This window comes from Xanthomonas sp. AC360, from assembly GCF_979258225.1.
Map to the genome: position 1 here is coordinate 1,478,803 of NZ_OZ409846.1, position 20,186 is coordinate 1,498,988.

At 65.8% G+C, this 20,186-nt stretch carries 14 protein-coding genes and 1 other RNA gene; 8 read left to right on the forward strand and 7 right to left on the reverse strand.

All coding sequences use genetic code 11. The features are described from left to right. Positions 1-2 precede the first annotated feature (2 nt). Positions 3-2,120 carry a DNA ligase D gene (gene ligD, locus ACZZ0O_RS06280; protein WP_463590293.1) on the forward strand — a complete coding sequence of 706 codons (2,118 nt, stop codon included), beginning with the start codon at positions 3-5 and terminating at the stop codon, positions 2,118-2,120. Between the two features lie 240 nt (positions 2,121-2,360). On the opposite strand, the gene lldD is transcribed toward ligD, so the two are convergent. The 4 genes from lldD to ACZZ0O_RS06300 all read right to left on the reverse strand — a co-directional run bounded on the left by lldD (position 2,361) and on the right by ACZZ0O_RS06300 (position 6,481). After that, entirely contained in the window at positions 2,361-3,521 is a 1,161-nt protein-coding gene (gene lldD, locus ACZZ0O_RS06285; protein WP_055852886.1) for an FMN-dependent L-lactate dehydrogenase LldD, read from the reverse strand. Positions 3,522-3,740: 219 nt separating this feature from the next. Then, entirely contained in the window at positions 3,741-5,258 is a 1,518-nt protein-coding gene (locus ACZZ0O_RS06290; protein WP_463590294.1) for a carotenoid oxygenase family protein, read from the reverse strand. Positions 5,259-5,283: 25 nt separating this feature from the next. Continuing rightward, positions 5,284-5,706 carry a DUF2141 domain-containing protein gene (locus ACZZ0O_RS06295; RefSeq protein WP_323518234.1) on the reverse strand — a complete coding sequence of 141 codons (423 nt, stop codon included), beginning with the start codon at positions 5,704-5,706 and terminating at the stop codon, positions 5,284-5,286. A 208-nt stretch (positions 5,707-5,914) separates the two neighbouring features. Beyond that, positions 5,915-6,481, reverse strand: a complete 567-nt coding sequence (locus tag ACZZ0O_RS06300; RefSeq protein WP_463590295.1) for a methyltransferase family protein — start codon at positions 6,479-6,481, stop codon at positions 5,915-5,917. A gap of 33 nt (positions 6,482-6,514) precedes the next feature. On the opposite strand from ACZZ0O_RS06300, the gene ACZZ0O_RS06305 reads away from it, so the two are divergent. The 4 genes from ACZZ0O_RS06305 to ACZZ0O_RS06320 all read left to right on the forward strand — a co-directional run bounded on the left by ACZZ0O_RS06305 (position 6,515) and on the right by ACZZ0O_RS06320 (position 9,809). Beyond that, positions 6,515-7,741 (forward strand): sensor histidine kinase, encoded by a 1,227-nt coding sequence (locus ACZZ0O_RS06305; protein WP_463590296.1) that lies wholly within the window; start codon positions 6,515-6,517, stop codon positions 7,739-7,741. Next, on the forward strand, positions 7,738-8,370 hold the full coding sequence (locus ACZZ0O_RS06310) for a response regulator transcription factor (RefSeq protein WP_055852897.1): 633 nt from the start codon (positions 7,738-7,740) through the stop codon (positions 8,368-8,370). Before ACZZ0O_RS06305 ends, ACZZ0O_RS06310 begins: the two co-directional genes overlap by 4 nt. Before the next feature lie 720 nt (positions 8,371-9,090). Next, positions 9,091-9,342, forward strand: coding sequence for a hypothetical protein (locus ACZZ0O_RS06315; protein WP_463590297.1), 252 nt, complete (start codon positions 9,091-9,093; stop codon positions 9,340-9,342). Between the two features lie 398 nt (positions 9,343-9,740). Further along, positions 9,741-9,809: non-coding RNA, sX9 sRNA (locus ACZZ0O_RS06320), on the forward strand. A 4-nt stretch (positions 9,810-9,813) separates the two neighbouring features. Here the strand turns inward: ACZZ0O_RS06320 and ACZZ0O_RS06325 are convergent. Then, on the reverse strand, positions 9,814-10,227 hold the full coding sequence (locus ACZZ0O_RS06325; protein ID WP_463590298.1) for a hypothetical protein: 414 nt from the start codon (positions 10,225-10,227) through the stop codon (positions 9,814-9,816). Next, positions 10,224-13,562, reverse strand: a complete 3,339-nt coding sequence (locus ACZZ0O_RS06330; protein ID WP_463590299.1) for an nSTAND1 domain-containing NTPase — start codon at positions 13,560-13,562, stop codon at positions 10,224-10,226. The genes ACZZ0O_RS06325 and ACZZ0O_RS06330 overlap by 4 nt, the downstream gene beginning before the upstream one ends. A 316-nt stretch (positions 13,563-13,878) precedes the next feature. Here ACZZ0O_RS06330 and fabV point away from each other — a divergent pair, with 316 nt between their 5' ends. Both fabV and ACZZ0O_RS06340 read left to right on the forward strand, forming a co-directional pair. Beyond that, positions 13,879-15,087 carry an enoyl-ACP reductase FabV gene (gene fabV / locus ACZZ0O_RS06335; protein ID WP_463590300.1) on the forward strand — a complete coding sequence of 403 codons (1,209 nt, stop codon included), beginning with the start codon at positions 13,879-13,881 and terminating at the stop codon, positions 15,085-15,087. A gap of 439 nt (positions 15,088-15,526) precedes the next feature. Beyond that, a complete protein-coding gene (locus tag ACZZ0O_RS06340; protein WP_463590301.1) occupies positions 15,527-15,808 on the forward strand; it encodes a hypothetical protein in 282 nt (93 codons plus the stop codon). Between the two features lie 122 nt (positions 15,809-15,930). Here ACZZ0O_RS06340 and ACZZ0O_RS06345 read toward each other — a convergent pair whose 3' ends face one another. Beyond that, positions 15,931-16,953 carry a PfkB family carbohydrate kinase gene (locus ACZZ0O_RS06345; protein ID WP_463590302.1) on the reverse strand — a complete coding sequence of 341 codons (1,023 nt, stop codon included), beginning with the start codon at positions 16,951-16,953 and terminating at the stop codon, positions 15,931-15,933. A gap of 285 nt (positions 16,954-17,238) precedes the next feature. Between ACZZ0O_RS06345 and ACZZ0O_RS06350 the strand changes: the two genes are divergently transcribed. Beyond that, a complete protein-coding gene (locus tag ACZZ0O_RS06350; RefSeq protein ID WP_463590303.1) occupies positions 17,239-20,019 on the forward strand; it encodes a TonB-dependent receptor in 2,781 nt (926 codons plus the stop codon). The last annotated feature ends 167 nt before the right edge of the window (positions 20,020-20,186 follow it).

Here is a 20,186-nt window from a genome sequence, read left to right on the forward strand (position 1 = left end):
CGATGGGCCGGCACGACCACGCCACCAAGCGCAGCCCAACGCAGGCCACCTGGCGCACGCGGGCACTGGAGTTGGATGGCGCACGAGATGCGCCGTGTCCGACCGACTTGCGTGCGCAGTTGACGCTGTTGCGCGAGCAGGCCCCAGATGGCGATGGATGGCTGCATGAAATCAAATGGGATGGGTATCGCCTGCTGGCCGACCTAGTCGATGGCCGTGTGCAACTGCGCTCGCGTAACGACCAGGCATGGACCGAGCGCTTCCCGGAGGTAGTGAGCGCGCTGCAGGCGTTGCCGGTGCGCGACGCACGGCTGGATGGCGAGCTGGTGGTGCTGGATGCGCAGGGACGTAGCGATTTCTCCGCATTGCAACGGGCGCTGGATGGCAGCGCGCGGCAACCGCTGCGCTATCTCGTGTTCGATCTGCTCGGTGTGGCCGGCGTCGATCTGCGCGACACGCCGCTGCTGCAGCGCAAACAGCTGCTGCGTGCACTGCTTGGCGACACCCCGGGCACATTGGCCTACAGCGACCATGTGATCGGGCGCGGGCCGGAGGTGTTCGCGGCCAGTGCCGACAAGGGCTGGGAAGGCATTGTCAGCAAGCGCGCCGACGCGGCGTATCGCGGCGGCCGCGGTGCGGATTGGGTCAAGACCAAGCACGAAGACAGCGACGAGTTTGTGGTGGTGGGATACACAGATCCCAAGGGCACGCGCAGCGGCTTCGGTGCGTTGCTGCTTGCGCAACTGGACGGCAAGGCGCTGCGTTACGTGGGCCGCGTGGGCACCGGTTTCGATGACGCGTTGTTGGGCAAGATCACCACGCAACTGCGTGCGCTGCACAGCGACACCGCCACGTTGGAACTGCCATCGCATCTGCCGGGCCGTCCGCGCGATGTGCACTGGGTGCGGCCGGCGCTGATCGCCGAAGTGGCATTCCGTGGCTGGGCCAAGCAAGGGCTGTTGCGGCAGGCTGCGTTCAAGCGCTTACGGCAGGACAAACCCATGACCGATCTGGGCGGCGACCGCGCTGCACCCGCCAAGCGCGCGACCAAGACACGCGCTGCAGCAGCGACATCGAGCGCGGCGACGCAGGAGAACGCGAGCAAAAAAGTCTCCAGGACCACGAGCAGCGTTGCGAGCACACGCACACGTGCTGGCGAGGCAGCGTCCAAGAGCAGGACATCCATAGCATCGAGCGTCACCAGCACTGCATCGGCCACGTCGAAGAAGACAGCGGCGGCGCTGTCCACCGACGGCGTCACCATCACCCATCCCGAGCGTGTGGTGTTTCCCGCGCTGGGCATCAGCAAGGGCGAGGTGGCGGCCTACTACCGTGCCGTCGCGCCGCTGGTGTTGCCGGAGGTTGCGCGCCGGCCGCTGTCGTTGCTGCGCTGCCCCGATGGCGTGGGCGGCGACTGCTTCTTCCAGAAGCACCAGGGTCGGCAACTGGGCGCGCATATCGAGGCGATTGCGCTCAAGCAGAAAAGCGGCACTGAGGATTATTTGTATATCGAGGATGCAGCCGGCTTGCTCGAGCTGGTGCAGATGAACACGCTGGAGCTGCATCCGTGGGGGTCGTGCATCGACGACCCGGAGCATCCGGACCGCCTGGTGTTTGACCTGGATCCGGGCGAACAGGTCGCCTGGTCCGCGGTGGTGGCTGCCGCGCGCGACATCCGCACCAAGCTGCGCGCGGCAGGACTGGAAAGCGCAGTGCGCTTGTCCGGCGGCAAGGGGCTGCATGTCGTCGTGCCGATCGTGCCCGATGCCAGCTGGGAGCAAGCGCGCGATTTCTGCGAGGCATTTGCGCAGGCGCTGGCCACACAGGCACCGGAGCGTTACGTGGCCACCATGAGCAAGGCCAAGCGCCATGGCGTGATCTTTGTCGACTGGCTGCGCAACGGCCGCGGCAACACCAGCGTGTGTTCGTGGTCGCTGCGCGCGCGCGCGAAGGCCACCGTCGCAGTACCGCTGCACTGGGAAGAGCTCGGCAAGATCAGCGGGCCGGATGCGTTTCCGATCGACAAGGCCGTGCAACGTGCCAAGCGACAGCGTGTGGACCCGTGGGCGGAAGTGCTGGCAGTGAAGCAACGGTTGCCGACAGGTGAGGGCAAGCGCTAACGATCGACACGACGGCTGCGCAGTCGCTACGCAGAAGCAGTACGGCGTAGGAGATACGCGTACTTCCCGATGTCGAAGCATCGTGCCCGCTCAAGCAAAGAACTGCAGCCGCTCTAGCCGGCTGAGAGAAGGGCGCGGAGCGATGGCAGACAACGCCGCCATTGCTTATTGCCCGGCATGCACCCAGCAAAACCAATGCGGCCAAGCGCTTTTACCGATTCCCGATTCTCCATTCCCGATTCAAGGCGACACAGCGTTCTCGCGCGTCACCCGGCTCAACGCATCGCCACTGATCTCGGCAATCGAATGCGTGCCGGTCAGCGTCATTGCCACGCGCATTTCCTTCTCGATCAAGGTCAGCAAATTTTCTACACCGGCTTGGCCGCCGGCCGCCAGCGCGTAGACGAATGCGCGGCCCAACAACACCGCATCGGCGCCGAGCGCGAGCATGCGCACCACATCCAGCCCACTGCGGATGCCCGAGTCGGCCAGGATCTTGAGCTGCCCTTTCACCGCATCGGCAATGGCCGGCAACGCGCGTGCGCTGGACAGCACGCCATCGAGCTGACGCCCACCGTGGTTGGACACCACAATGCCGTCGGCGCCAAAGCGCACCGCATCGCGCGCATCGTCCGGGTCCAGGATGCCCTTGATCACCATCGGCCCGGTCCAGAACTCGCGGATCCATTCCAGATCCTTCCACGCAATCGACGGGTCGAAGTTGGCGCCGAGCCAGCCGATGTAATCCTGCAAGCCGGTGGGGCTGCCGCGATAGGCCGAGATGTTGCCCAGATCATGCGGTTTGCCGAGCAGGCCCACGTCCCACGCCCAGCGCGGATGCGTCACCGCCTGCAGCATCCGCCGCAGCGACGCATTAGGCCCGCTCATGCCCGAGTGCGCATCGCGGTAGCGTGCGCCCGGCGTGGGCATGTCCACGGTGAATACCAACGTGGTGACGCCGGCCGCCTTGGCGCGCTCCAGCGCATTGCGCATGAAGCCGCGGTCCTTGAGCACATACAGCTGGAACCACATCGGCCGGCTGATGGCCGGCGCCACTTCTTCGATCGGGCACACCGACACCGTGGAGAGGGTGAACGGGATCCCGCGCGCGGCCGCCGCACGTGCGGCCTGCACTTCGCCGCGCCGCGCGTACATGCCGGTGAGCCCCACCGGTGCCAAAGCCACTGGCATCGCCAGGGTTTCGCCGAACAGCTCGGTGCTCAGGCTCAGGTCGGACATGTTGCGCAGCACCCGCTGGCGCAGCGCGATATCGGCCAGATCCGAGACATTGCGCCGCAGCGTGTGCTCGGCGTAGGCGCCGCCATCGATGTAATGGAACAGGAACGGCGGCAAGCGCGCCTGCGCAGCGGCACGGTAATCGGAAGCGGCAGAAATGATCATCGAAGACGGACGACAGCTGCGGGGTAGCCGTTGAGTGTAAGGCGATCGGTGTGTTGCGGGGATGGGCGGCGCGTCTGTTGTAGCAACGCGTGTCTTACAACGGCCACGCTGTTCGTCAGCGTGGTGATGGCCTTGGCGTTCGCAACGCGCCATGCGTCGCTCGGTGAAGAAGGTTGTCAGCGGTCATAGGGCGCAAGCGCGGCCAGGTCCTCCGTCGCGCTACGCAGCCGCCACAAAATGCCCATGGAATCCCAGCGGAATCGCGTAGGGCAGCCATGCCTGCGCAATCGGCCCGGCATCGATGTGCTGTGCGTCCAGCACCATCAACCCGGTGCGTGCGCGCTGGGTGTCGAGCACCGTTCCCACCAGCCAGCCCTGGTCCGGGCGCGTGCTGCCCGGCTTGGCGACGAACACATGTTCTTCGGCCAGCACATGCGAGCCGTAGCGGTGCACCTGGCGGCGGTCGCGTTCCAGGTCGTAGCCGGCCACCGCGTTGAGAAACGGCGACTGGTTCGGGCCATCGATGCACGGCGCATACAGACGTGCGCCGTGCGTGCGTGGGGTGCGGTGGTCGAACAGCGGTAGTTCCAGGTTATCCACCGGATGCACCTGCCAGTGCGCGCGGCCGCTGGCCAGGTCCAGATGCAGGCTGCGTAGCTGCACCGCTGCCGGCTTGGCGTTCGGGTCGCCGTGCATGGCCGCGCGCATCGGCGAGCGGGCTTCTTCCGGATCGGAGTGCACGATGGCGCGCACCACGATGCGGTCGTGCTGCGCGTAGGCATCGGCAAAGTGATAGGCCACCGCAAAGTCGGCCTCGAACCAGCGCGGTTGGTCCAGTGCATCCTTGGGCACCACCGCAATCCGGCAGGGCGCATCCGGGGTGAAGCGCATTTGCTCGAAGAACGCGCCGTCGCCGTCCAGCCGCCGATACGGCGCCATGACCAGGATCAGATGGCGATCGGTCATCGCAAAGCTGTGCATGTAGGCCGGCGCATCGGTCTGCAGCAGCTGCACGCTGCGCAACGTGGCATCGGCGCCCAGGTGCCAGAGCACCACGCCGGTGGAGCCCACCACGCTGATCGAGCCAACATTCCAGACGCTGCCATCGTGGTCGGTCAATGGGTGCGCAGAAAACGGCATCGCGGCCAGATCCTCGCGCCAGGTGACCGGGCCGATGGTGCTTAGCGCGTCGGGGTCCAGTTCGATCGCCGAGCCGGCTTCCCACAGCGCAAACAGGCGGCCATTGAGCATCGTGACCGAGATGTTGGCGGTGTTGACGTCGTCGTTGTTGCGGCCAGGATGCATGTCCGGAACGGAGGTGCCGGCCGCGCGATACAGAAAGCGCCCGGCCTGCTGCTCCTGGGTGAACTTGTGGGTGGCCACCATGCGCCCACGGTGCTGCACCTGGCCGCCGCCCAGCTGCCAGCGGTGCACCATGCCGTCGCCGTCGAACCAGTGCTCGTAGCGGAACCCGGCGCGCTCGGTCCAGGCCGGGCCATTGCGATACAGGCTGCCTACCAACCCCTCGGGCAGTGCGCCCTGCAGCGTTGCGGTGGCCGGCCCCAGGGTGGGGCTGGTGACGCTACGCCAGCCCAGTAACCACGGCGTGCGCTGCAACTGCGCCTGGAACACGGCCGCTTCTGCGGCGTGTGCAGGCAGGCTGCGCAAGGCAAAGCCGCCCAGCGCAGCGCTGCCGGTGGCGGCCAGTAACGATTGCAGGAAGCGGCGGCGGTGCATGCATGGCTCCTTTCGCGCGTGGGCCTCAGCGCATCTGCACGCTGAGGCGTTTGCCGCTGGCCGGCAGGTCGAAGACGATTTCGTCGAAGCCGGGTTTACGCATGCCGGTGGGGTTGTTGCTGAAGCCGTAGCCTTCCACCGGCATGCCGATCAGGTTGGTGTCCAGCTTGCCGTTGGCGTTTTCGTCGTGATTGACCATCACCGCGTAGCGCCCGGGGGCCAGATTCTTGAACTGGATATGCGGTGCGCTGCTGGTGATCGGCACCGTCTGCGCCTGCACCGGGGGTTGGGCGCTATCCAGTTGCGCGGCGGTGGCGATCACCGCAATCCGTAACTGGCCCTGTTGCGAGCGCAGGCCGCTGATGCCCACGTCCAGATCGGCGGCGTTGACGGCAGCGCTGCCAAGCAGGCTGACCAAGGCGACAACGGCGTAAGTGCGGGCAAGCATGCAACTCTCCTGGCAACGATGGGGGATGCGGCGCGCGCAGCCCGATGGTACGCAGCGCGCCAACCCGGCAGCGGTGGCGGTCGTCGCAGATCGGCCGATGCGGCAGCGACACCAGACAGTGCGGCACTGCTCGTGCGTGCATGCGGCGCAGGCCGAACCGGTGTGCGAGCGCGCGAAGCCCCGCAGCGTTGCAGGCGCTGCTGCCAACTCACCACACCAGCGGCAGCAAGCGGCGGCTCTGCGCGGCATAGGCCGGGTAGGCAACCGGGAAGGCGCGTTGCAGTGCGGCTTCCTCGACCCGGATGCGATGCAGGAACGCCAACGTCACCGGCACCACGATCGCCACCACCGACAACGCATTGCCCATGCCCAGCGCCAGTCCGTAGAAGGCCATCAGCGCGCCGGTATAGGACGGGTGACGCAGCAGGCGATACGGCCCGCTGCGCACCAATTGGTGGTCTGGCTGGATGGTCACATCCACCGTGAACCAGCGTGCCAGCACCTGGATGGCCCACACCCGCAGCGCCAACCCGCCGCCGATCAAGGCGCAGCCGGCCCACTGCAGCGGCGCGTGCCAGCTCTGCGGCCAATGCGCCAGCCCGCTATAGGCCAGCGCCACCGCAATGGCCACCGCCGCATACAGCACCCGCCACAGCTGCTGCAGCGTGCCCTGATCGTGCGCGCCGCCATCGCTGGCGCGGCGACGGCGGCTGAGCAGCACTTCATAGCCGCCCCAGATCAGATTGAGTGCGAGAAACAGATTGGACGCAGACATGGCGTAACTCCGTGGCGATGGGGTGGGTTGGTGATGCCAGTGTGCGCAGGCGCCGCGCCCGGCACAGGGGCCGCAGGTCATCGATCCCACCTGCCGGAAGTCACCTTCTGCAGGCGCACCATTGCCGAGCGGACACGCGGCGGTCAGCATCGCCGTATGACATCCCCCCTGCGCGACATCGCCAAACCGCTCAACCTGGCCGGCATGCTCACCATCGCGGCGGTCATGCTGTCGTTCGGTCCGGAACTCTCATCGTCTGCGCGATGGCGCTGGGCCACCTTGATTGGCTTCACGCTGGTGTTCCTGTTGCGCTACCTGCTGCCGCCACGGCCGCTGCCGCAGCGGGGCGCCCTGTTGCTGCAGGCACTGCTGGCGGTGGCCTTGGTCTGGCTGGAGCCGCGCACCGGGACCTCGCCGGTGTTGCTGGTGCTGGTGGTCGCGCAGGCGGCGATACGCTGGCAACCGCCCCAGGTGCTGGCGCTGATGCTGGTGATCAATGCGGCCACGTATGCGATTTTCGTGCAGGCGCATCTCCCGCGCCCACTGCTGATGGTGACCATCTACACCAGCTTCCAGGCCTTTGCCGCGCTGACCGCCAACTACGCGCGCAGTGCCGAGCGCGCGCGCGATGCGCTGGCCTACGTCAACGCCGATCTGCTGGCCACACGCGCGCTGCTGGCCGACAGCGCACGCGACGCCGAACGCCTGCGTCTGGCGCGCGAGCTGCACGATGTGGCCGGGCACAAACTCACCGCCATGCGCATCAATCTGCGACTGCTCAGCGCCGACCCCGCGTTGGCGCAGCGCGACGACATTGCGGTGCTGGAGCAGCTGTCTGCCGAACTGCTGGCCGACATCCGCAACGTGGTGCAGTCCATGCGCGACGATCGCGGCCTGGACCTGCAAACCGCGTTGCGCGCGCTGGCCGCACCGTTCCCGCGCCCGGCGCTGCGCCTGCGCATCGACCCGGACGTGCGCATCACCGATGCCCGCGTGGCGGAGTTATTGCTGCGGCTGGTGCAGGAGGCGCTGACCAATGCGGTGCGGCATGCCGATGCCGACGAAGTCGCGGTGCATCTGCACTGCGAGAACGCGCAGCTGCGCGTGGACATTCAAGACGACGGCCGCCGCGCCGAGTGCATCCGCGAAGGCAACGGCATCACCGGCATGCGCGAACGCCTGGCGACCCTGCACGGCCACCTCGACCTAGGCCTCACCCCCACGGGCGGCATGCATCTGACTGCGAGAGTTCCGCTATGAGTTCACTTCGAATCGCCCTGGCCGACGACCAGATCCTGGTCCGCGCCGGCTTGCGCGCCTTGCTGCAGCAGCAAGGCGTGGAGGTGGTCTGCGAGGCCGACGACGGCCAGGCATTGCTGGATGCGCTGAGTGTCACCGCGGTGGATGTGGTGCTCAGCGATATCCGCATGCCCGGCGTCGACGGTATCCAGGCGCTGGGGCAACTGCGCGCCCGCGGCGACCGCACCCCCGTGCTGCTGCTGACCACCTTCGACGACAGCGACCTGCTATTGCGCGCCACCGAAGCCGGCGCGCAGGGCTTCCTGCTCAAGGACGCCGCCCCGGAAGACCTGCGCGATGCCATCGCGCGCGTCGCTGCCGGCGAGACCCTGCTGCAACCGGTCAGCACCGACCCGGTGCGCGCGCGTTACCAGTTCCGCGACCAACAGGCGCCGAGCGAGACCTTCAGCGAACGCGAGGTGGCGATCCTGCGCCTGCTGGCCGGCGGCTATTCCAACAAGGAAATCGCCCGCACCCTGTTCCTCGCCGAAGGCACGGTGAAGAACTACGTCTCCACCATCCTGGAAAAGCTCGGCACCCGCGACCGCACCCGTGCGGTGCTGAAGGCGATCACCTTGCGGGTGATTTGAGGGCGGGGAGTGGGGGCAAGTGCCAGGCGAAGCCGCAGGCGTGGTGGGGGGCACGAGGCTTCGCCCGTACCCTCATCCGCCCCTGCGGGGCACCTTCTCCCGATGGGAGAAGGAAGAGCTCCATGGCGACCGGGAAGCCTGTCGTCTGCTTCCGGTTGACCAAGGCTGATCCGCATGTCGATGAGGGAATCTTCCTCTGTCGATGAGGGAATCTTCTTCTGTCCAGGAGATAAGGGGGAGCCTAAAGCCCCTCTCCTGCGGGAGAGGGGTTGGGGTGAGGGTACGGGGCGAAGCCACCCGTGGAATCCGATGACACAGGGCTTCGCCCTCAACCTCGCCCATCCCTGCAGAGCAGCTTCGCGCAAAGGGAGAAGTAATAGCCCGCAGCCAGTCCGCATGGCTTGGCGCCAGCGACCAGTCACTCCAGTTTTGCTCCTTGGTTGACCTAAGAGCTGCACCCAAATGCCCCTTTTCCCACAGGTCACCCAGCTGTGGCGAAGGCAGGCAGCGACGCCAAGCACGCCGGTCCGTCAACCAGCCCGCACTCCGCACGGCTGCTCTATCTAGTTGTTTCAAAAAAGATTCTGAGAATCCGCCAGCTTCCACCAGCAACCGTAAGGTTGCCGTCAGGTCTGGCGAGCGGCCGCGCACCAAGGTGATCCGGCGGCCACTGGCGCCGCCCGGAAACGCGCCGCGCTCCGGTCTGCTGCGGAGTCCGTCATGCGCCAATCCCGATCCGTCGCTGTGCTTCTCGTTCTGTTCGCCACGGTGGGCTGGTCAGGCCCAACGCAGGCCGAACTGCCCGCACCCTGGGCCCAGGCCGCGTTGCTGACCAAGCCGTCGGCGGTCGACCCTGTTCTGCGCATGGTCTTCGGTCCTGGCGAACTGGACAGGCAGCGCGCCGCAGCCCGCGTCTGCGACAAAGATGCCTGCAATCCGCTCGGCCCCGACGCGTCCCCGGCCTGGTTATGACCAACGCAGGGAGCGAGCAACCACCGGCAGGCAAACAGCGGCCTGTCAGGGTTGCCGGGAACCGGCGGACCCATAGCGTCTTTTCCAGGCACGCAGACCGGCACGACAGTGCGCTCCCGGTGCCGACCGTCTGTCTCCACCGACTGGCACTTCGGCATCCAACGCCGCCGGTGTGACTGATTCGCAGCGGCGCTTGCCTGCAGTGAGCGCATCACGGCTCAGTGCCCTGACGGTCGCGCGCATTGCGCGGCCCTTCCCGCTTGACCGTTCAACCTAGCTAAACGGCACATCGCCTGGCAGCGAACTGCCAGACCGCGTGCAGCAGCAGATGAGGAGCGAGTAAAAAATCACTGCGCGACCACCAGGCGGGCGCGGCCGGTGCTCAGAATCGGGCGCGTACCACACGCTGCCGGTCCCTGCGCGCCGTCCACACCGACCTGGCAGCCGCTCGCTACGTCTGGTTAGCCGTTCTTATTCTCGGGGCGGACGTTCCTGCGGGTTGATCTTTGGATCGTTGCCGACCTGGGGATCGCAACTGAACCAGACTTTATTTCCTTTCTTGTCCTTGCGGCTTGGGTCTTCAACGATGAGAGTCAGAAAGATCAGTGTGGGGACGCTATTGGCGTTGACGACCGAGACGCTGCGGCCGCCGGAGGCAATCAAGGGTTCACTGATCTGTTTGAACGCGTCGGTCGTCAGCAAACTCTTGATCTTGAAATGCTTCGGAACAACGTCTTCATCGAAGTGATAAGTCAACGTCGATACGCCGTCGTCCTTGTCGACAATCAGCAGATCCGGAGCAAAGCTGTAGAAATATTCGCCAGCGCCCGTGTTTCCTCCGAATCCCACCCGAGCGACCGTGAGCTTGATACTGAAGTCCGTCATGACTTGTCCTGTTCCTTGAGAAGCGGGGCATAGAAGGAGACAAACCCCGGGTGGCGGTAGCCCGCTTGGTACAGCCATCCGAGCTGTTGCGTAACAGCAGTGCGCTGGCCCAGATGCACTTGGGCGCGAATCCAGGGGTCGAGCAGGTTCTTGTCGCGGCTGTTGCCTATGTCCTTGCCAAACAGCGTCACCGCGCGCTGCCATGCAGCACGTGCGCCATTGTCATCGCCCGCAGCTGCGCGTTGTTCGCCCTGCCAGACCAGCGCGAGTGCCAATGTCGAAATAGCGGACAGATCGTCGGGTTTGGCGCGATGCAGTGCATCCACGCGTGCCACGATCTGATCCAGGCTGCCCGCATGAGCGGCCTGGATGTGGTGCAAGCGCAGCGCGATGATGGCATCCAGCAATTCCCAGTCGGGCAGCGGCTGCGACTGCTGTAGCAGGCTGGCCATGGTGTGACGCGCCTGACCCAATTGCTGCGTGGCCTGCGCAGACTGCCCGTCCAATGCGGCGATCCAGCCGGCCTGCGTATAGGCATGCCCCAGATCGCTGCGCCAGGTCTGATTGTCCGGCTGCAAGGCCACCAGCGGCTGCAGGATGCGTACGCTGTCCTGCGCGTCGCGCTGCGCCTGGGGCAGATGACCCTGCACCAACGCCAGATTGGAGACGCGGATCAACGACACCGCCAGACGTCGTTGCCAGGCATCGGCGTTGGGGTCCTTGGCGACCAGCACGCGCAGCATCGCGATTTGATCGCGATACCCCTGCTCGGCAGGCGCCAGCAGGCCCTGGTTTTCCTGCGCCAGGCTCAGCCCGGACAAGCTGTCGATCAATTCGTAGCGCAGTGATGCATTGTCCGGAGCCCGCGCGCTGAGCACCCGCTTGAGCGCGATGTCGCGCGCAAAAAACCCGATCGCCGTTGCGACATCGCCCTGCGCGTTGGCCAGCATGCCCAGATTGTTGAGCGCGTACGACAGTTCCAGCTGCCAGTGAGGATCGGCCGGCACGCTGCGCACCAGCCACTCGCTGGCGGCCAGATACTGTGACCAATGGGTGTGCGCCAGCGCGAACTGCTTCTTGCGATAAGCCATATTCCCCAGCCAATACGCCGCCTGGCCGGTTTCCGCATGTGCATCCAGCATGTCGGGTGCGCGCAGGCGTGCCTGCTCGGCGGTGGCGGCCGCACGCGTAAACGCCGCCTGCGCCTCGTCCAGCTTGCCCTGGTTCATCAGTACTTCGCCGGTGGTCCGCAGGGCCCGGGCGTGGTTGATCAGATCGCCCGGTTGCATGCTGGCGTTGGGCAGATCTTCCAGATAGCGCAGCGAGCGGCTGCCTACGCTGTCGAGCAGCTTGAGATTGCCCACCGTGCGCAACTGCTCGGCCAGATCGCCCAGCATGTAGCTCACCAGTTGCTGGGCCTGATCGCGGCGCTCTTCTGCCACTTGCTGGGCCTGGCGCGCCTGCCAACCGAGCAGGAGCGATGCGCTGGCCAGCACCACCAACAAGGTGGCGGCTGTTGCATACAGGCCGCGGCGGCGTTGCTGCGAGCGCTCGCAGGCACGCAGGAACGCCACATCCACCGCATCCAGATCCTGTGGCATGCGCCGTGCGGCTTCGCGCGCTTCGCTCAACGGGCGCCCGCTGTTGAGCAGGTGATCGGTGCGCCGGCCCTCGCTTGCCCAGCGCTGCGCGGCCAGCTGCAGGCGCTTGCGTGCCTGCAGCAATCGGCGGTTTTCGTAGATCCACTCGGCCGCGCGTGGCCATTGCCGCAACAAGGCTTCGTGGGCCACCGCAAACCCCGGCTCGCCGGCCACCAGTTCGCTGACAAACAGCCGCGCATGCACGAAGGCATCGACCAGCGCATGCGCTGCACCGTCGGCCGGCAACGCCGACCAGGGTGCACGGCGTGCGGTCACCGCAGCGCTGTCGGGGTGGATCACGCTCAGCTGTGTCAGCACCTCGCCCAGCGCTGCCTGCGCGGCGGCCGGCAAGGCACGAAAGGTCGCTTCGGCGTGGTGCGCCAACGCACCTTCCAGTCCACCCAAGGCGCGGTAGGCCGCAAACGTCAGCAGGCCATCGTCGCTGCGCTGCGCGTGTAGCGCATGCAACAAATGCTGCAACAACGGCAACGCATCGGGCTGGCGCGCGGTGGCGTCGCGCAATACATCGTCCAGGCGGCTGACGCTGTCGTGCTCTTCTTCGAAGCGCAGCCCGGCCATCGCCGCGGGCACGCGAATGATCTGGCCGATCTCGCCGTCGCGCGGCGGCAGCAGATCCACATGCCCGTCGCCGCGTTTGAGTTCGACGATGTCCGGCAAGGCATCGATCAGCCGCGGATAAAAGTCGCTGCGGGTCAGCAGTAACACCCCCACATGCGCGCTGCTGCACAGCGCCTGCAATACAGCGGCCAGCGCGCTGCGGTCGGCATCGGTGATGCCGGGTGCGGCCACCATGGCCTCGGCATGGTCGATCACCAGCAGCAGATGCCGCTGGGTCTGCGCGCTATCGCGTACCGGGGCGCTGTACCGTAGCGCTTCGACGATTGCGGCATGCAGCGGGGCGGGGTGTTGCAGCCACTCGGCAAGCCGTGCCAGTTGCGCGGGCGAGAACACCGCGCGCTCGGCGATTGACCAGTCGCCGAGTGCGCGCGCGAGCGTGTCGTGCACATCGCCGCCACGGCATTGCGCCAGATTGCAGTACGTCACCGCCACCGCTTCCAGCCCATCCAGCCCGCCGGCGTGCGACAGCAACGGCACCACGCCGGCCCGCAGCAACGAGGTCTTGCCGCAGCCGCTCGCTCCACTCACCAGCACCAGCCCGCGCTGGCTGTGCAGCTGCGCGCGCAACGCCGCAACGACTTGTGCAATTGCGTGACTGCGGCCGAAAAACACCTCTGCGTGCGCCGGGTCGAAGGCCTGCAAGCCCACGTACGGGCTGCCCTGCGCCCACGACCCGGTGCCGATCACCGCGCCGCGATACTCCTGCGGAAACACCACCTTGGGCAGCAACCGATAGCCGCGTTTGCGGATGGTTTCGATAAAGCGCGGCTGGCGGCTGTCGTCGCCCAGCTTGCGGCGCAGCTGCGCGATGGTCTTGTGCACCGGGTTATCGCCGTAAAAGCTTCCGTGCCACACCTCGATCAGCAGCTGCTCGGCGCTGATCACTTCGCCGGCGCGCTCGGCCAGTGCGATCAGCACTTCCATCATGCGCGGTTCCAGCGTGATGGTCTGGCCGTCGTCGATCAGCGTCAGCCGCTCGGGCTCGACCAGCAGCGGGCCGAGGCGGAACCGCGGAACGGAGCTCAGCTGCGTGACGCGCTCGCTACGAAGAGACATCGCTCGGATACCGGTCGTACAACTGGAAGGGGCCTGGACAATCGCCAACAGGCACGGCACGGCAGCCCAGAAAAATAGCACAGCTGTTGCGGCGGCAATTGCCCGGCGTCGCGCTTCACACGGTGTGACGCGCGAGCGCAGGGCAGTGCTGTCGGGCGCGGCGTGCCGGTGGCTGGCAGGGCGACGCGCGTGGCAGGCAGTCGCCGCGCGCGGGCGCATCGCCCTCCATACAGCAGCGTGTGTTACGCATCAGGCTGTTTCGCATGCGGTGCACCGATTAAGATGCCGCCAGCATCTTGCTGACCAGGAGTCCACGTTGATCATCCATCCCAAAGTGCGCGGCTTCATCTGCACCACCACGCATCCGCTTGGCTGCGAGCGCAATGTGCTCGAGCAGATCGCCGCAACGCGCACGCGCGGCGTGCGCAACGACGGCCCGAAGAAGGTCTTGGTGATCGGCGCGTCCAGCGGCTACGGCCTGGCTTCGCGCATCACTGCCGCGTTCGGGTTCGGTGCGGACACGCTGGGCGTGTTCTTCGAAAAACCCGGCACCGCCACCAAGGCCGGCACCGCCGGCTGGTACAACTCGGCGGCTTTCGACAAACACGCCAAGGCCGCGGGCCGATACAGCAAGTCGATCAATGGCGATGCGTTTTCGGATGCGGCGCGCGAAAAAGTGATCGAGCTGATCAAGACCGAGATGGGCGGCAGCGTCGATCTGGTGGTGTATTCGCTGGCCTCGCCGGTGCGCAAGCTGCCGGGCAGCGGCGAAGTAAAGCGTTCGGCGCTCAAGCCGATCGGCAACACCTATACCGCCACCGCCATCGACACCAACAAGGACGCCATCATCCAGGCCTCGATCGAGCCGGCGACCGAGCAGGAAATCGACGACACCATCACCGTGATGGGCGGGCAGGATTGGGAACTGTGGATCGACGCGTTGGAAGGCGCCGGCGTGCTCGCCGACGGCGCGCGCAGCGTGGCCTTCAGCTATATCGGTACCGAAATCACCTGGCCGATCTACTGGCACGGCGCGCTGGGCAAGGCCAAGGTGGACCTGGACCACACCGCGCAACGCTTGAACGCGCGCCTGGCCGCCCGCGGCGGCAGCGCCAATGTGGCGGTGCTCAAGTCGGTGGTGACACAGGCCAGTGCGGCGATCCCGGTGATGCCGCTGTACATCTCCATGGTCTACAAGATCATGAAGGAAAAGGGCTTGCACGAAGGCACCATCGACCAGCTGGACCGCCTGTTCCGCGAGCGGCTGTACCGCGAAGACGGCCAGCCGGCCGAGCTGGATGACGAAAACCGCCTGCGCCTGGACGATTGGGAACTGCGCGACGACGTGCAGGAAGCCTGCAAGGCGCTATGGCCGCAGGTCACCACCGAGAACCTGTTCGCGCTCACCGACTACGCCGGCTACAAGCATGAGTTCCTCAAGCTGTTCGGCTTCGAGCGCGACGACGTGGATTACGACGCCGATGTGGCGACGGACGTGAGCTTCGATTGCATCGAGTTGGGGTGAATGGGGAATCGGGAATCGGGAATCGTGAATGGGGAATCGCAAGAGCGTGGCTCTCTGTTCTTCCAATTTCCGCACACACACGGAGCTATAGAAAACGGCCGGCAGTGATGCCGGCCGTTCTTATGGGGGCAGGCCGTGGTGTTGCTGTGGTTGCGTGGTTCTGCGGCGCGATGCGCTATCGATGCGCTGATACGGCGCGCTACTGCAGTGCTGCGTCGCGGCTACTGGTGACGCATCTGGCGCGCTCGCTAACGCCTTCATTGCCAGCCAGGCGGATGGCGCAACGTCTAGCGGCCTTCCTCTTCTCCGCCCGTCGGGCCGCTTTTCCCGAGGGAAAGGGGATCTGCGCGTGTGTTCCTCATCGCATCCTGGATGCACGCACCATTGCGTCAACAACGCGGCATCCATCCCCAAACACCAATCCCACTCCTGGCACCCAATGGACAAACTCATCGCCCATCTCGTCCTGGCCTTGCTCGTCAGCACCGTCTGCGCTGTGCTGTTGCGCTTTGTTCGGGTGCATGGCGCGCTCAAGGCACTGGCCAATCTCGCAATCACCACTGCGGTAGTCTGCGCCGCGGTGATGCAGGATGGCTCAGCACCACCCTGGCAGAACGCGCTGTTGATTGCGGCGTTTTTCAGCGTCCCGGCATCGGTCTGCGTGGTGCTGGTGAGTGCCGTAATGGCGTGGGTCATCAACAAGCGCCGCACGCGCCGCTAGTCCGTGTCGATCTGAGGTTCGCTAGATCGCACTGGGGCGCGCTCAAGATGCCTCATCGTTCCAACGCGGTCAGAGCAGCGGCATGAAAGCGCTCTTACGATTCCCGATTCCCGATTCCCGATTCACCGCTTCACATCGAACCGCGCATCGCCCACACACGCCTGCACGTCGGCCACCGACAGCGGATTGAAATCGCCGGGAATCGAGTGCTTCAGACAACCGGCAGCCAGGCCGAAGCGCACCGTGTCGTCCAGCGACCAGCCTTCGATTAGGCCGTGCAGCACGCCGGCGGCAAACGCATCGCCACCGCCGATGCGGTCGATGATGGGGTTGAGTTCTTCGCTGGGCGCGCGCGCCACCGCGCCCTCGCGCGGCACCAGCATCGCGCCCAGGCTGTGGTGGTCCACGTTATGCGCCACGCGCTGCGTGCAGGCCATCAACTGCAACTGCGGAAATGCGGCAAACGCCTGCTGCGCGGCTGATTCCACGCGCGCTTCCAGCGTGTCCTGCGGGAACTCGCCACCGAGCACCACACCGATATCGCGGTAGTCGGCAAACACCACATCGGCGCAGTCGAACAGCTGATGCAGGATGCCGCGCGCATCGCCCTGCCAGCGCTGCCATAACTTGGGCCGGTAGTTGCCGTCGAACGACACCTTGACCCCGGCCGCCCGCGCGGCGCGCGCTGCCGCCAGCGTGGCCTGCGCGACGTCGGCGCCCAGCGCCGGGCTCACCCCGGACAGATGCAGCCATTGCGCACCCTCAAGCAGGCGCGGCCAGTCGTAGGCATCGGCGGACGCCAGCGCAAACGCCGAATCGGCGCGGTCGTAGACCACTTCGCTGGGGCGATGGATCGCGCCGGTCGTCAAAAAGTACAGGCCCATGCGGCCATCCACCTGCCGCACATGGCGGGTATCGACGTCATGCCGACGCAGCTCACCCAGCACCGCGGCGCCAAGCGGGTTGTCGGCCACGGTGCTGACCATGGCCACGTCGTGGCCGAAATGCGCCAGCGACACGCCGACGTTGGCTTCGGCACCACCGCAATGCACGTCCAGTCGCGGCTGCTGCAACAGCAGCTCATGACCAGGCGCCCCCAGACGCAGCAACAACTCTCCAAAACACAGGATGCGGGCTCGACTCATGCGGTAGTACCTCGGCTGTGTGGTGCGTCACAGGGTGGGGGGCCGGCGGCGCGTTACGATGACCATCGGTGTCATTCTAGCCGGCAGCAAACCCGCCGGGCGAGCGTCATGATGCGACCTGAAGCGACCGCTTGCACCCCTTTAGGGCAAATATGGTGACGTTTTCTGCTGCGCTGCAAGATGTTGAACGACGATTCAGCTGGTAACGTCGTTTTGACCAGCGGTGTCATTGCCGCTCACACCCCCGCATTTCACATTGTTCATGGACCCTTGGGAGGGGAGGACATGCAATTTCGGACCACCAACCGGAAGACACCGGTTACCTTGCTGGCGTTGTCGATCGGCTTCGCGCTGAGCGGCCACCTGGCAGCACAAGAAACCACCCAAGCGCCTGCAGAACCGGCCGTGGACCTGGACACCGTCACGGTGACCGGCTATCGCGCCTCGGTGGAAAAGGCCCTGGACATCAAGCGCGGCGAAGCCGGCGTGGTCGATGCGATTGTCGCTGAAGACATCGGCAAGTTCCCCGACCTCAACCTGGCCGAATCGCTGCAGCGCATCCCCGGCGTCGTGATCACCCGTGAGGCCGGCGAAGGCCGCGCCATTTCGGTGCGTGGTCTGGGCCCGGAGTTCACCCGCGTGCGCATCAACGGCATGGAAGCGCTCACCACCGTGGGCGCCGGCGACCAGAGCGGCGGTACCAACCGCGGCCGCGGCTTCGACTTCAACGTGTTCGCCTCGGACCTGTTCTCGCAGCTGATCGCGCGCAAGACCGCCTCGGCCGATGTGGAAGAAGGCTCGTTGGGCGCCACCGTCGACCTGCGCACCGCGCGTCCGTTCGACTACAACGGCTTCACCTTCGCTGCCAGCACCCAGGCCGCTTATAACGCGATGGCCGAAAAGGCCAACCCGCGCGTGGCCGGCTTGATCGCCAATACCTGGGCCGACAACACATTCGGCGCCTTGCTGTCGGTGGCCTACACCGAGCGCGAAGTGCTGGAAGAAGGTTCCAACACCGGCCGCTGGGCCAATGGCACCAGCAACGGCGGTTTCAGCGCCACCTCGCCGTTCGCCGCCGCGCGCTCGGCCGATGTCTACCACCCGCGCTTCCCGCGCTACACCCAGCAGATCCACGACCAGCAGCGCCTGGGCATCACCGGCTCGCTGCAGTGGAAGCCGTCCGACCGCACCACGCTGTCGCTGGACATGCTGTATTCCAAGATCGACGCCAAGCGCGACGAGCATTACATCGAAGCGATCTCCTTCAGCCGCAACCGCGACGGGCTCACCCCGCGTCGTGCAGTGCGTGACGGCAAGCCCGCCACCATCGTGCGCAACGGCGAGATCCGCAACAACGCCTTGGTTTACGGCGAATTCGACAACGTCGACATCCGTACCGAAAACCGCCACGACGAGTGGAACACCGAGTTCAAGCAGATCAGCTTCGACATGGAGCATCGTTTCAACGATGCCTTCAGTGTCAATGCCCGGGTGGGCACCTCGCGCTCTGCGCACGAGAACCCGATCCAGACCACCATCATCATGGACAAGTACGACGTCGACGGGTACAGCTACGACTACCGCGGCAACAACCGCGCGCCGGTGCTGAACTACGGGATCGACCCGACCAATCCCAATGGCTGGGAACTTGCGGAAATCCGTTTGCGTCCGCAGTCGGTGGATAACGACTTCGACACCGGGCAGATCGACTTCAACTGGAACGTCAGCCCCGGCTTCCGCCTCAAGGGCGGCGTGCTGGCCAAGAACTACACCTTCAGCACCGTCGAACTGCGCCGCGCCAACGAGCTGGCCGTGCCCACCTTCGCCAACGGCACCACCATCGTGCCGGCAGACCTGACCGAACAGGCCGGGCTCAAGGGCATCAACGGCAGCCCCAACGCCTGGGTCGTGCCCAACCTGGATGCGGTGGCCGATCAGTTCGGCATCTACAGCAACAGCGGCACCTTTGCAGTGGCTCCGCGCGTCAACAACAGCCGTAGCGTCGAAGAAAAAGACCGCGGCGTGTGGTTGATGGGCGAGTTCTCCACCGATCTGGGGTCCATTCCGCTGTCGGGTAACTTCGGTGTGCGTTACGTGCGCACCGAGCAGGAGTCCACCGGGTTCGCGTTGATCAACAACATCCCGACGCAGACCACCGTGGGCCGCAAGTACAACAACACGCTGCCCTCGTTCAACCTGGTCGCCGAGCTGATGCCCGACCTGCTGCTGCGCCTGGGTGCGGCCAAGGTCATGAGCCGTCCCGGCCTGGGCAGCCTCACCCCCGGCGTCACCGTGGCTGTGGCCGGCGGGTCGCGCACCGTGGCCGGCGGCAACCCGGATCTGGACCCGATCGAAGCCACCAACGTCGACCTCGGCCTGGAGTGGTACTTCAACGAAGGCGCCATGGTCGGTGTCGGCCTGTTCTACAAGGACATCGAAAGCTTTATCCAGACCGCGCGCGAAGTACGCCCGTATTCCAGCAGCGGCCTACCGGCTTCGTTGCTGGACGGCACCGGTGCCACCGTCAACGACGACTTCGCCTTCAGCATTCCGCTCAATACCCCGGGCGGCGAATTGAAGGGCGTGGAAGCCAACTACACCCAGCCCTTCACCTTCCTGCCGGGCAAGTGGGCCAACCTGGGCGTGCAGCTCAACTACACCTGGGTCGATTCGCAGATCCAGTACCTGGCCAGCAGCGGCGCGCCGGTGATGAAGAACGATCTGCTCGGGCTGTCGCGCTCGTCGTGGAATGCCACCTTGTTCTACGAAGGCGAATCCTTCGCAGGGCGCGTGTCGGCCACCAACCGCGACGACTACCTGACCCAGGCACCGGGTTCGGAAGCCGGCTTCAACGTCGATGGCGTGCACGGCATGACCGGCACCACCATGATCGACGCCTCGCTGCGCTACAAGATCAGCAAGCAGCTGGAGCTGAGCCTGGAAGGCATCAACCTCACCAACGAAGCCTCCGACGAGTGGGTGTCCTCGCCGCGCACCGGCCAGTTGCCGCTGCAATACGGTGAAACCGGTCGCCAGTTCCTGCTCGGCGCCCGCTACAAGTTCTAAAAGCGTGTCCGCCCGCTGCGCACACGCGCAGCGGGCCTGATTCCAACGCCTGATCGCGATGACGTCTTGCGCCCGGTTTTTCGGGCGCGCATGCAACGCGGTGGGCGGGATGTTTCGTGCGACGCCGATGGCCTTGGGGGGCTGAGCGCGTCTTTGCAGCCAGTGCC

What these genes read in the sequence shown, in the direction of transcription:
- ACZZ0O_RS06300 (WP_463590295.1), bottom strand. Translation starts at nt 6,481, where the DNA reads ATGTCTGCGTCCAATCTGTTTCTCGCACTCAATCTGATCTGGGGCGGC.
- ACZZ0O_RS06290 (WP_463590294.1), bottom strand. Translation starts at nt 5,258, where the DNA reads ATGCACCGCCGCCGCTTCCTGCAATCGTTACTGGCCGCCACCGGCAGC.
- ACZZ0O_RS06345 (WP_463590302.1), bottom strand. Translation starts at nt 16,953, where the DNA reads ATGAGTCGAGCCCGCATCCTGTGTTTTGGAGAGTTGTTGCTGCGTCTG.
- lldD (WP_055852886.1), bottom strand. Translation starts at nt 3,521, where the DNA reads ATGATCATTTCTGCCGCTTCCGATTACCGTGCCGCTGCGCAGGCGCGC.
- ligD (WP_463590293.1), top strand. Translation starts at nt 3, where the DNA reads ATGGGCCGGCACGACCACGCCACCAAGCGCAGCCCAACGCAGGCCACC.
- ACZZ0O_RS06305 (WP_463590296.1), top strand. Translation starts at nt 6,515, where the DNA reads ATGCCAGTGTGCGCAGGCGCCGCGCCCGGCACAGGGGCCGCAGGTCAT.
- ACZZ0O_RS06350 (WP_463590303.1), top strand. Translation starts at nt 17,239, where the DNA reads ATGCAATTTCGGACCACCAACCGGAAGACACCGGTTACCTTGCTGGCG.
- ACZZ0O_RS06325 (WP_463590298.1), bottom strand. Translation starts at nt 10,227, where the DNA reads ATGACGGACTTCAGTATCAAGCTCACGGTCGCTCGGGTGGGATTCGGA.
- ACZZ0O_RS06295 (WP_323518234.1), bottom strand. Translation starts at nt 5,706, where the DNA reads ATGCTTGCCCGCACTTACGCCGTTGTCGCCTTGGTCAGCCTGCTTGGC.
- ACZZ0O_RS06340 (WP_463590301.1), top strand. Translation starts at nt 15,527, where the DNA reads ATGGACAAACTCATCGCCCATCTCGTCCTGGCCTTGCTCGTCAGCACC.
- ACZZ0O_RS06330 (WP_463590299.1), bottom strand. Translation starts at nt 13,562, where the DNA reads ATGTCTCTTCGTAGCGAGCGCGTCACGCAGCTGAGCTCCGTTCCGCGG.
- ACZZ0O_RS06315 (WP_463590297.1), top strand. Translation starts at nt 9,091, where the DNA reads ATGCGCCAATCCCGATCCGTCGCTGTGCTTCTCGTTCTGTTCGCCACG.
- ACZZ0O_RS06310 (WP_055852897.1), top strand. Translation starts at nt 7,738, where the DNA reads ATGAGTTCACTTCGAATCGCCCTGGCCGACGACCAGATCCTGGTCCGC.